An 11,550-nucleotide genomic window follows, 5' to 3' on the forward strand; every position below is an offset into this window, starting at 1 on the left:
ACCTACTTATTTTTCTTTTTTCTTTTATTTTGTATGCTAAATAATATAAGTGCAACAATTGTTGCTACATAAGGAATAGATGCAGTAATTTGTGTTTTTAATGATGTATTTTGAAGTACGTTTCCTGCTGCTTGTGAAAATCCAAAGAATAAACTTGATAAAAGAACTCCTATTGGATGAGACTTTCCTAAATTATTAGCAGCCATGGCAATATATCCACGTCCTGAAGTCATATTTTGCATAAATAAAGTTACAGTTCCCATAGAAAGAAGAACTCCACCTAACCCGCATAATATTCCAGATAAACTTATTGTTAAGAATTGATACTTTTCTACTGGAGTACCAAGACTTCTTGCAGCTTCTTTATTAATTCCTATAGCACGTAATCTATAGCCTAATACTGTTTTATATAAGAAAATATATATTCCTATTGCTAATATAAAAGCTAAATAATCAATAAATGTTAAACCTGAAAGAATAGTTCCTAATACAGGAATATCTTTAATTATAGGTAAATCAATCTTTGGAAGACTAACTAAACTTGGATCTGTAAATACTCCCTTTGTTTTGAAAATTATATAAAGTAAGTATGTTGTAGCTCCACCCATCATGGTATTAGTAGCCATACCAACAACAACTGGAGATGCTTTTAGCTTAATAATACAAAATCCTACAATGGCAGAAACTATCATTCCACTAATTGCTCCTGCAAGAACAGATAAAAATACATTATGAGTATAATAATTGGCAACAATGCTGAAGAATGCTCCTGTTAACATTGTTCCTTCCATTGCAATATTAAAAATACGTACTCTAGTACATATAGCTGCAGCTAAAGTTACTAATAAAATAGGTGTCATCATACGAAGAGTTGAATTAGCCACCACTGCTAAATAATCTACACTTAACTCCATTATTTTACTCCTTCCTTATCCGTTGTATTTTGTTTCTTCTTATACCACTTAACAGCAAACTTTGCAGTGATTAATAAAGTAATTATACCTTGAATAATTGTTGTTACTTCTGATGGTACTCCCATACTACGCTCAATGGTACTTCCCCCTGTAGTAATTCCAGCTAAGAAAATACCACTTACTAAAATACCAACTGGATGATTGCTTGACATTAATGAAGCTATAATACCAGTCCATGCATATCCTGGAGATGTAATCATATTATCTACGTAACGATATCTTGTACCTAAAACTTCACATGCACCACCTAGTCCAGCTAAAGCTCCACTAAGCATTAATACATAATACATCATTTTAGTACTATTAACTCCACCATAATTTGCAAAATTAGCGTTTAAACCTCCCATTTTTGCTTTATATCCGAAGCTTGTTCTTTTCATTATGAAAAGTACAACTAAAACACAAATAACCGCAATTACAAATCCCCAGTGCAATGAATATCCTTCAAACATTTTAGGTAAAATGTTGTCTATTAATTTTTGAGTTTGAATTGCTGAAGAATCTGCTCCTAAAGGATCTTTTACTACATATGTTGTAAAGTAAGAAGCTATGTAATCAGCAATATAATTCATCATAAGTGTTATAATAAGTAAATCTAATTTAAATCTTTCACTTACATAAGCTGAAATAAGTGAATATAAAACACCTACTAAAGCTCCACTAGCAAGAGACATTGCCACAACAAAAGCTGGTGGTCCTGGACATATAACTGCTACAACTGCTGAAGTAAAAGCACCTAAAACCATTTGCCCTGCTGCACCTAAACTTGAATAACCAGATCCCCAAGCTAATGCACCAGCAAGCCCGGCAAATATAATTGGAACTGAACGTGTTAATGTGGTAGTTAAATAATAAGCTGAACCAAATCCACCTTTAAACATTCCTATGATTGCTTCAAAAGGATTAAATCCTGAAAGTGCAATAATTACTCCACCTAATAACAATCCAACAAATATAGCTTGCAATGGATGTTTTAATGGTTCAAATACAGCTAAAAATTTACTTTTTGCACTGCCTTCCAATAACGAGTTTTTACTTTTCATTATTTTTACCTCCTACCATTAAAAGACCTAATGCCTTTTCATCAATGCTTCCTCTTTTAAATTCACCAACAATTTCACCATCATAAATTACATAAATTCTATCACTTAAATCCATAATTTCACTTAATTCAGAAGATACTAATAAAACACTATCTCCGCTATTTCTCTTTGCAACAAGCTGATCATGTATAAACTCTATAGCCCCTATATCAATACCTCTTGTAGGTTCACAAGCAATAATAAGAGGCGTCTCCATGGCCATCTCTCTTGCAACAATAAGTTTTTGCGCATTTCCACCTGATAGTTCTTTTATTTTTTGCGAAGGTGAATCTGCTTTAACAAGGAATTTAGAAATTAATTCTTTTGCATGAGATGTAACTTTTTGAATATTTAATATTCCCCTTTTAGAAAACTCTTTAGTATCCTCAAATCCCATTAAGGCATTTTCAGCTAAAGTAGCTTCTGGTGCACTTCCCCACATATAACGATCTTCTGGAATATGTGCAATACCAGCTTCTCTTATGTTCATTACAGTTTTATTTGTAATATCTTTTTTATCAATAGTAACTTTACCACCATCAACCTTTTCTAATCCTGTAATACATCTAATAAGCTCAGATTGACCATTTCCAGATACACCTGCAATACCTACTATTTCACCTTTTTTAATATGTAAATTAACTTTATTTAAAATATTTTTATCATGCTCACCTTTTAAAGTTAAATCTTTAACTTCTAAAAGAACTTCTTTAGTTTCTTTTTCAGGGATTACCCTATTGGCAATTTGTCTTCCTACCATTAAATAAGATAATTCCTCAACACTTGTATCCTTTTTTAATTTTTCAGCAACAACTTGACCAAGTCTCATTACTACTACTCTATCTGCAACTTCCATAACTTCATGAAGCTTATGAGTAATAATTATTAAGCTTTTACCCATTTTAGCTAATTGCTTCATTGTTTTTAAAAGCTCGTCTACTTCAATAGGTGTAAGAACTGCTGATGGTTCATCAAAAATAATAATATCTGCATTTTGATAAAGAGTTTTTAAGATTTCAACACGTTGTTGAAGTCCTACAGGACACTCTTCCACAATAGCATTAGGATCCACCTTTAACATATAACGCTTTGAAAGTTCTTCAACCATTTGAATATTCTTTTTATAATCAAAAAATACTCCTTTTTTCATTTCATTTTTATATACAATATTTTCTGCAACAGTCATTGATTCAAAAAGCATAAAATGTTGTTGAACCATACCTATTCCTTGTGCCATTGAATCTGATGGATTATGGAAGTTCATCTTCTTTCCATTTATAAATATTTCTCCAGAATCTGGTTTTTCTAACCCATAAAGAATCTTCATTATTGTAGATTTTCCAGCACCATTTTCTCCAACAACAGCAAGTATTTCTCCTTTATTTAGATTAATATTAACCTTGTTATTAGCTACAACATTGCCGTAGGTTTTAACAATATTTTTCATTTCTAAAATCATGTAAAACTTACTCCTTTTCTAAATTAATTTAGGAAAATATAATAAAAGGCAAAGCGAAAATTGCTTCACCTCTTTATATAACTGCACTAAGTGCTTATTATATTCTTATTAGTTTGCAGATTCTTCAGGAACTTCAATTACTAATTCTCCTGAAATAATTTTTTCTGCTGCTGCTTTACCAGCTGCTAAAACTTCATCAGTCATAATTTCTGTGTTTCTATAGTTCATTTCTTCTGGAGAAACACCAACAACTCCAAATGCACCTTCTTTTAATCCAAGAACTTGTGCACCACCATTTAACCCATTAACTAAGAATCTATCAATTATAGTATTCATAACTGCTCCAGTATTCTTTAATAATCCACTTATTATACTTGGGTTTTCAGAAGTTGTTTGATCAATACTTAACCCTGTTGTGTATATTGGTGTACCTTTTTTAGCTAATTCTTGAGCAGCTTGATATATACCTGAGTTTGCACTAGCAGATACTCCACCAAATATAAAATTAGCCCCTGCAGCTTTTTGTTGTAATGTATATTCATAAGCTAAGTTAGTATCACTGTAAGAGTTTGTATAGTTATACATAAATTTAGCTGCTGGATTAACAGATTTTACTCCTTCTGAGAATCCATATCTATATTTGTATGTAGCTTGTGTTTGGAATGATGATATATATCCATATAAGCTTTCGTTAGGGAAAGCTGTTCCAATCATTGCTCCTAAAACGTATGAACCTTGTGCTTCATCAAATCCAAAGCTTGTTACTTTTTCATTAGACGCAGTTGTATCAATTACAGCATATTTTGTATTTGGGAATTTGTCAGCAGCAGCACTAAATGGATCAGCAGCTTGCCAACCTATACCTATAATTAAGTCATATCCTTCATTTGATGCAGCAATTGTATTTTCTTCCCATGCTGCAGTATCTGTACATTCAATTGATGTCATTTTAAATCCATATGTTTCGCTTGCTTTTTTTAAAGCTTCATATGCTTGAAGAATAAACTGTTCTGTTCCTATTGTATCTGAAATTAGAGCTACTCTTAATTTAGAATAATCTCCATTATTTCCTTCACTTCCTGCTGATTGATTGTTGCTTGAATTAGAACATCCAGCAAAAAGAAATACAGTCATAACAAGTAATAAAGACTTTACTATTTTTTTCATTATTTCATCTCCTATAGTTCATTTATCAATTATATTATAATTATTATAAACACAAAAAAATATGACGCAAGTCATGTTTTTACGAAAAAATCTGTATATTTTTTTATTTTTTTTATTTATTATTCGTATTTTTCCTGTAAAATCGTCTTTATTAGCCATTTTTTCAGCATTTTTTTAATATAATTATATTTTCTTTCACTTATTAACTTACATCTTTATTGTTATATATTTTTTGTTATGCTAAAATATTTACTATAAATTAACGAACAATTAATAATTAATCTACATATATATGGGGAGGAAATTATGGCAAAAGTTAAGAATAAGGCATTATTAGATGAATATATAAATAGCACAGGTATAACTAAGCTATTTTCACAAAATATTAGTAAATATTTAGATTTATTTTCATTTAAAAAAGGTGACTTTTTAATTAACGAAGGAGAATGTTCAGAATATCTATTTTTTTTAGTAAGTGGAACTATTAAAGTTTTTTCATACTCAACATCTGGTAAAGTAATGTATTTATCTCATTTTAATTCATTTGAAATTATAGGTGAAGCTTGTAGCCTTTGGCAAAAATCCCCAACTGCTTCAGTTCAAGCAACTTCAATGGTACACTGTATAGGCATATCTATGAAATATAGACAATTACTTCTAAATGATATTATCTTTTTAAGATATATTTGTGAAAATCTTAGTAAAAGACTTAGCTATATGAATAATACTACTTGTACAAATCTTTATGAATCCTTAGAAAGTAGATTAGCATCTTTTATATTAAGAACTGAAAAAAATGGAGTATTTTCTTATAACTTAACAGAATGTGCAGAACTTCTATGTGCAAGCTATCGTCACTTATTAAGAGTAGTTAACTTATTTTGTAATACAAATATACTATCTAAAGATGGAAAGTCTTACACCATTTTAGATAGAGATTATCTAATAAAAATTGTATCAAATTCTCATAATACTGATAATAAAAGGAATTAATACTACTATTGCACTTACTGCTGATAATATACACCCTAGATAGGTAAGATATTTATCTATTTCCTTTTGAGCTTTTTAAACTTCAAAATTAATGCTCTATCTTAACTAATAGAAAAAAATCCTGAAGCTTAAATTACTTCAGAATTTTTTTTAGATAAATGTTACAACCTCTTCTAATGACTTTCTTTTAGGACTATCTGGTGTTTCATCTGCTGGAACTCCTAGTGAAATTATGGACATTAATGAGTATTCAGGTTTTTCAAAATTGATTATTTCTTCAATTTCTTTTTTAGCATGAGCTGGACCCGTCATATAGCAAGTACCGTATCCCATAGCTGTTGCTGCTAACATAAAGTTTTCTACTGCTGCTCCAATTCCTTGTGCTGCAGATTGTGTAGATTTCATAACTTCTATTATATCTTCACCTACATTATTTTCTCTTAATATTTTCTCTTCCACCATCTTATATTCATTGGCATAAACTAATATGGCACATGATGATCTTTGGAAATTAATATAATAAGGCAATACTCTCATAAATTTTTTCTTTTCATCTTCATTTTTAGTTAATGAAGCAATATATTCATGACTCTTGCTTACTGCCTCAGCCATTTTATTTATTATTTCTTTATCTTGTACCACTACAAAATGCCAATTTTGTTGATGCTTTGGTGATGGTGCATGAGTTGCTGCATCTAACATCTTTAGTATATCTTCCTTTGGAATTACTGCATCTTTATAATCTCTTATACTTTTTCTCTTATAAATAAAATCTAATTCTGACATTAAACCTACTCCTTCATAATAATATTATCATTAATTTTATACTATTTTCACATAATTAACAAATTTATAATAACATCTATAATAGTGCATTTTATATTTGATAATTATTAATTTATCATTGAGCATTAGTTAATAAAATTTCAAAATTATTGTTTCTTACTTTAACTAGCTTTTTTCTTTGTACTAATGTAAACTTTTCCAAGGAGTGATAATAATGGCTGGAATCAACAATGAATTTTTATTGAAGTAAAATAGTTCATGAATTATGAACTTATATTTAAATGATAAATTTAAGTAATAAACTCCCCTAGGGGAGTTTAAAAAATATAATTTAAAAGCTCTGTGAGTTTTGTCATTCATAATTCATCATTAATTTATAATTATTCATTATAAACTTTAAAGTATCCTTGTGGGTGTAAGCATGCTGGACACGACTTTGGTGCTTCTTTCCCTTCATAGATGTATCCGCAATTAGTACACATCCATAGCACTGATTCTTCTTTCTTAAAAACAGTATGATTTTGCAAGTTATTAATTAGCTTTTTATATCTCTTTTCATGATTCTTTTCTACCTCTGCAATTCTTTCATAAGCTGTTGCAATAACAGAAAACCCCTCTTCTCTTGCTTCCTTTGCAAACTCTGGATAAAGAACTGTCCATTCTTCATTTTCTCCTGATGCCGCAGCTTTTAAATTATCTAAAGTATTATCATGATATGATACTGGATAAGTAGATGTTATCTCAATCCCCTCATCTTTAAAATCTTCTTTTAAGAATTTATAAAATCTCTTGGCATGCTCTTTTTCTTGCTCTGCTATTTCCATTAAAATATTAGCAATTTCCACATAACCTTCTTTTTTAGCTAAGCTTGAATAATAAGTATATCTCATCCTAGCTTGTGATTCTCCTGCAAATGATTTTAATAAATTTTCAGCGGTTCTTGTCCCTTTTAACCTCATAAAATACACTCCTTAATTAACAATTATTCTTTACTGTAAATTATATCCATTTTATTCTATTTTAAAACTAGTTTTGAAAATTTTATAGACTTATATTTCTTTTCACATAATAATTGTTCAGCATATTTATAAAATCAAAAAAGTAGATAGACTTATTTCTACCTACTTTCCTTATTAACAATAAATCATATTCTGATAAAATTAATTGACTATTCACACCAACCTTCTCATAAAAACTATCTTCTTCATATATTCCCTCTCTTTATCATTTTTTATCATTTATTATCATTTTATATTATTTATTCTACTTAGTCAATTGAACTCCCATTTTTTTTATAATATAATGATAATAAATAATATTAATAAGGGGCTGCATATAATGTTTACTGAGGAACGTCATGAACATATTTTAAATTTATTAAATAACAACGGTAAAGTTCTAGTGAAAGATTTAAGCAAAGAGTTTAATGTCAGCGAAAGCATGATTAGAAAAGATCTACAATTTTTAGAAAAGAAAAATTTATTGCAGCGCACCTATGGTGGTGCCATTAATATAAAACAATCCTATTCAAATGTAGAATCATTTAACAAGAGAGTTTCTAAAAACATAGATTTAAAAGAAAAGTTAGCCATTAAAGCCTATAATGAAATTACTGATAAAGATACCATCTTTCTAGATGCCTCTACTGCTTCCTATATGATTGCTAAATTAATTGTAAAAAACAACAAAGATGTAACATTAATTACAAATATGCTTGAAATATCATCACTTATACCTGAAAACTGTAAAACAAACTTTATTTTTATTGGTGGTGACTACAATCCATTTGTTGGTGGAAGTATTGGTTCTCATTCTATTGCACAAATCAAACAATATCGATGTACAAAAGCTTTTATTGGATGTACAGGTATAAGCCTAGCTGATGGTGTTGTCAGTACAGCTCTTTCAGAAGATGCTTATACTAAAAGTGCCATAATGAGTATTTCTAAAGAACTTTATATCGTAACATTAAATGAAAAATTCCAAACTACTGGCAGTTTTATCTTTGCAAATATTTCTGACTTTAATGCCATAATAACAGAAAGTCAACCTGAAAAATCAATACTTAAATTACTTGGTGAAGCTTACATTACTTTAATTTAATATATTATAGACTTTATATTAAGAGAGATACATAAACTTAATGTATCCCTCTTAATTTCTTAGTAACCTATATTTTTTATTAATACTTTTTGAAATTAGGTTCATATTTATCATAAACTTTCTTCTTATATAAAAATGCATTTCTTGGACAACTATTCATACACCTTTGGCATAATAAGCATTTATCATTAAATCTTACTTTATTGCTTATATGAATACTTTTTCTTGGACATCTAATTTCGCACATCCTGCAATGAATACATTTTTTCAAATCAACTTCTATATTTTTTATTAATCTTTTTGTGATATAGGGATAAAATATTTTATAGACTGCTCTTACAAAATCTACTTTTAAAAAATTTGTATGATATATTTTTTCTTCACCACTTAAAAAATCTTCTATAGCTTTACTTCCCACCTTAATAGCATCTTTTATCCGTTTTTCTTCTTCATCTTTAGGTGTCTTTTTAAACATAAAGTTATAAAAATTATTAGGCATCTGTACAAATTGGCAGTATTTCACATTAAGAAAAGAAGCTCTATTTAAAACATCTTGAAAAGCCGATGATGGCTCATTGGAGGATTGAGTGGAAAATAACATGCACCTACCTGTATATCCATATAAATTCTTCCTTATATAGTTAACTAATATATCTGGATATAAATCAACATATATAGGACCCCCTATAACTATATATTTATAATTACATGGAAGTACAGTATCTTCTTCAATGTTTATCAAATCTGTATATATATTCTTCTCTTCCAACTTTTTTTTCATATTACATGCTACAAATTTTGTGTTTCCTGTACCTGAAAAATAAATTATAGCAGCTCTTATCATTTTCTAACCACCCTCTTTATAAAATAAACACCCTTATAACATATTATAGTGCTAAAGGGTGCTTACTATATCAAGTTTTTACTTTGTTATTATAATAAATTTCACTGCATAAAATTTTTATACTAGTATCTTTGTAAACTCTAGATTCTTGTCCTCTAATCTATTAATAAAATTACCTAAAATGTATATTCTTTCTATTAAATCATATCTTTTAAATTTAATTCAGAACTATCTTTCTTAACTGCTCCTATATAGTATTCAATGCCCTTACTTACAGCTCCAAAATCTCCATGGCTATCTGAACCTACGGTTATAATCATATTATTATTCTTACAAAATTCTATACAAGTTTCTGTCATCATCTCACTATTGGCAGGGTAATAACATTCAACTCCATCAATACCTATACTTTTAAACTTCTCTAACTTTTCTAATACCTCTTCTTTAGTATTATTTTTATAATAATTACATGGATGTGCTAAAACTACATATCCATTAGCTTCATGAACAGCGTCTATCACTTCTTCAACAGTTGGATAATCAAAATACTCATGCCCACATTTATATTGTCCATAATATTTTACACCTTCGAACAATTCACTAGTTATACCTCTGTCAAATAAATAATGAATTCCCTTCCAGCCTCCTTTTCTTCTATCATAATCATATGCTTCATAATCTTCACTGCTTATATTTTCATAATCATTTTCCATTCTCTTTATAAGCTCAATACTCGTTTCTAATAATTCTTTTTTTGCTTTATGTACTAAATTAAATAACTTTTCATTATCCTTAAAGTTATATGCTAATATATGTACTACTATATCTTCAAATCTTGCATCTATTTCTACTCCTCTAATAACCTTAATGCCAAACTCTTCAGCTGCTTCTTTAAGCTCCGTATATGAATCTAAAACATTATGATCAGTAATTGCTATTAACTGAACATTTCTTTTTTTTGCATCCTCCACTATTTCTCTTGGAGACATTGTCCCATCTGAATAATAACTATGCATATGTAAATCTGCTAACATAACTTTTCTCCCCTTTTTATATTTTATTATAATTAAATTTTAATCATTTAATCTAGTATTGTCCACAATTCATACTATATAACAGCTAATTTTTGTTATTTTATGTTTTCTTTCCTGTATATTTAGGGTATAATAAACTTTGGGAGAATTTTGTATACATAAGTTAAATTAATTCTCCATTAATATTTAAAGTACACGGAGGTATTGCCATGTTAGTTTCAGCTAAAGAAATGTTAAACAAAGCAAGAGAAGGTAAATATGCTGTTGGTCAATTCAACATTAATAACTTAGAATGGACAAAAGCAATATTATTAACAGCTCAAGAAAATAACTCACCAGTAATCTTAGGAGTATCTGAAGGTGCTGGAAAATATATGTGTGGTTACAAAACAATAGTTGGTATGGTTAACGGAATGTTAGAAGAATTAAACATAACAGTTCCAGTTGCTTTACACTTAGACCACGGTAGCTACGAAGGATGCTACAAAGCTATGGAAGCTGGATTCTCTTCAGTTATGTTCGATGGATCTCACTACCCAATAGCAGAAAATATCGAAAAGACTCAAGAATTAGTAAAAGTTACTTCTGAAAGAGGATTATCTTTAGAAGCAGAAGTTGGATCAATTGGTGGAGAAGAAGACGGTGTTGTTGGTAAAGGTGAAGTTGCTGACGCTCAAGAATGTAAATCAATTGCTGATTTAGGAGTTACTATGTTAGCAGCTGGTATCGGAAACATCCACGGAAAATACCCATCAAACTGGCAAGGACTTGCTTTTGATGCTTTAGAAGAAATCAATACAGCTTGCGGAAATATGCCATTAGTATTACACGGAGGAACTGGAATTCCAGAAGATATGATCAAAAAAGCTATATCTTTAGGAGTTTCTAAAATCAACGTTAACACTGAATGTCAATTAGCATTCCAAGAAGCTACTAGAAAATATGTAGAAGCTGGTAAAGACTTAGAAGGAAAAGGATTTGACCCAAGAAAATTATTAAATCCTGGATTCGAAGCTATCAAAGCTACAGTTAAAGAAAAAATGGAATTATTCGGATCAATTAACAAAGCTTAATTTTTCCACATTAAAAGAGCTGCTTAATGGCAGCT

General features: G+C 29.3%; 11 protein-coding genes. 3 read left to right on the forward strand and 8 right to left on the reverse strand.

Annotation, left to right across the window (positions count from 1 at the left end; translation table 11 throughout):
- Window positions 1-2: 2 nt before the first annotated feature.
- From BHW04_RS04110 to BHW04_RS04125, 4 genes are all read right to left on the reverse strand, one after another.
- Window positions 3-914 (reverse strand): ABC transporter permease, encoded by a 912-nt coding sequence (locus BHW04_RS04110; protein WP_186834489.1) that lies wholly within the window; start codon window positions 912-914, stop codon window positions 3-5.
- On the reverse strand, window positions 914-2,017 hold the full coding sequence (locus tag BHW04_RS04115) for an ABC transporter permease (protein ID WP_022212939.1): 1,104 nt from the start codon (window positions 2,015-2,017) through the stop codon (window positions 914-916). Before BHW04_RS04115 ends, BHW04_RS04110 begins: the two co-directional genes overlap by 1 nt.
- Entirely contained in the window at window positions 2,007-3,515 is a 1,509-nt protein-coding gene (locus tag BHW04_RS04120) for an ABC transporter ATP-binding protein (RefSeq protein ID WP_022212938.1), read from the reverse strand. Before BHW04_RS04120 ends, BHW04_RS04115 begins: the two co-directional genes overlap by 11 nt.
- 108 nt (window positions 3,516-3,623) lie before the next feature.
- The gene (locus BHW04_RS04125) at window positions 3,624-4,682 is read right to left on the reverse strand and encodes a BMP family lipoprotein (protein WP_022212937.1); all 1,059 of its coding nucleotides are present in this window, start codon (window positions 4,680-4,682) and stop codon (window positions 3,624-3,626) included.
- Between the two features lie 306 nt (window positions 4,683-4,988).
- On the opposite strand from BHW04_RS04125, the gene BHW04_RS04130 reads away from it, so the two are divergent.
- The gene (locus BHW04_RS04130; protein ID WP_302698986.1) at window positions 4,989-5,675 is read left to right on the forward strand and encodes a cyclic nucleotide-binding domain-containing protein; all 687 of its coding nucleotides are present in this window, start codon (window positions 4,989-4,991) and stop codon (window positions 5,673-5,675) included.
- A gap of 150 nt (window positions 5,676-5,825) precedes the next feature.
- On the opposite strand, the gene BHW04_RS04135 is transcribed toward BHW04_RS04130, so the two are convergent.
- Both BHW04_RS04135 and rbr read right to left on the reverse strand, forming a co-directional pair.
- Entirely contained in the window at window positions 5,826-6,461 is a 636-nt protein-coding gene (locus tag BHW04_RS04135; protein WP_302698988.1) for a nitroreductase family protein, read from the reverse strand.
- Between the two features lie 380 nt (window positions 6,462-6,841).
- The gene (gene rbr, locus BHW04_RS04140; RefSeq protein ID WP_022212934.1) at window positions 6,842-7,420 is read right to left on the reverse strand and encodes a rubrerythrin; all 579 of its coding nucleotides are present in this window, start codon (window positions 7,418-7,420) and stop codon (window positions 6,842-6,844) included.
- 379 nt (window positions 7,421-7,799) lie between these two features.
- Between rbr and BHW04_RS04145 the strand changes: the two genes are divergently transcribed.
- Entirely contained in the window at window positions 7,800-8,564 is a 765-nt protein-coding gene (locus BHW04_RS04145) for a DeoR/GlpR family DNA-binding transcription regulator (RefSeq protein WP_022212933.1), read from the forward strand.
- 79 nt (window positions 8,565-8,643) lie between these two features.
- On the opposite strand, the gene BHW04_RS04150 is transcribed toward BHW04_RS04145, so the two are convergent.
- Both BHW04_RS04150 and BHW04_RS04155 read right to left on the reverse strand, forming a co-directional pair.
- Window positions 8,644-9,408 carry an EFR1 family ferrodoxin gene (locus tag BHW04_RS04150; protein WP_022212932.1) on the reverse strand — a complete coding sequence of 255 codons (765 nt, stop codon included), beginning with the start codon at window positions 9,406-9,408 and terminating at the stop codon, window positions 8,644-8,646.
- Between the two features lie 197 nt (window positions 9,409-9,605).
- Complete coding sequence (locus tag BHW04_RS04155; RefSeq protein ID WP_302652692.1) at window positions 9,606-10,442, reverse strand: PHP domain-containing protein; 837 nt, start codon at window positions 10,440-10,442, stop codon at window positions 9,606-9,608.
- Between the two features lie 209 nt (window positions 10,443-10,651).
- On the opposite strand from BHW04_RS04155, the gene fba reads away from it, so the two are divergent.
- Window positions 10,652-11,515: a class II fructose-1,6-bisphosphate aldolase gene (gene fba / locus BHW04_RS04160; RefSeq protein WP_022212930.1), complete on the forward strand. Its 864-nt coding sequence runs from the start codon at window positions 10,652-10,654 to the stop codon at window positions 11,513-11,515.
- Window positions 11,516-11,550 lie beyond the last annotated feature (35 nt).

Origin of the sequence: Clostridium sp. 29_15 (assembly GCF_001916075.1) — a bacterium.
GTDB classification, from domain to species: Bacteria; Bacillota; Clostridia; order Clostridiales; family Clostridiaceae; genus Clostridium; species Clostridium lentum.

Excerpts from the sequence above, each read along its gene's own strand:
- BHW04_RS04145 (WP_022212933.1), top strand. The coding sequence starts at position 7,800 with ATGTTTACTGAGGAACGTCATGAACATATTTTAAATTTATTAAATAAC.
- fba (WP_022212930.1), top strand. The coding sequence starts at position 10,652 with ATGTTAGTTTCAGCTAAAGAAATGTTAAACAAAGCAAGAGAAGGTAAA.
- BHW04_RS04125 (WP_022212937.1), bottom strand. The coding sequence starts at position 4,682 with ATGAAAAAAATAGTAAAGTCTTTATTACTTGTTATGACTGTATTTCTT.
- BHW04_RS04155 (WP_302652692.1), bottom strand. The coding sequence starts at position 10,442 with ATGTTAGCAGATTTACATATGCATAGTTATTATTCAGATGGGACAATG.
- BHW04_RS04150 (WP_022212932.1), bottom strand. The coding sequence starts at position 9,408 with ATGATAAGAGCTGCTATAATTTATTTTTCAGGTACAGGAAACACAAAA.
- BHW04_RS04110 (WP_186834489.1), bottom strand. The coding sequence starts at position 914 with ATGGAGTTAAGTGTAGATTATTTAGCAGTGGTGGCTAATTCAACTCTT.
- BHW04_RS04135 (WP_302698988.1), bottom strand. The coding sequence starts at position 6,461 with ATGTCAGAATTAGATTTTATTTATAAGAGAAAAAGTATAAGAGATTAT.
- BHW04_RS04115 (WP_022212939.1), bottom strand. The coding sequence starts at position 2,017 with ATGAAAAGTAAAAACTCGTTATTGGAAGGCAGTGCAAAAAGTAAATTT.
- rbr (WP_022212934.1), bottom strand. The coding sequence starts at position 7,420 with ATGAGGTTAAAAGGGACAAGAACCGCTGAAAATTTATTAAAATCATTT.
- BHW04_RS04120 (WP_022212938.1), bottom strand. The coding sequence starts at position 3,515 with ATGATTTTAGAAATGAAAAATATTGTTAAAACCTACGGCAATGTTGTA.
- BHW04_RS04130 (WP_302698986.1), top strand. The coding sequence starts at position 4,989 with ATGGCAAAAGTTAAGAATAAGGCATTATTAGATGAATATATAAATAGC.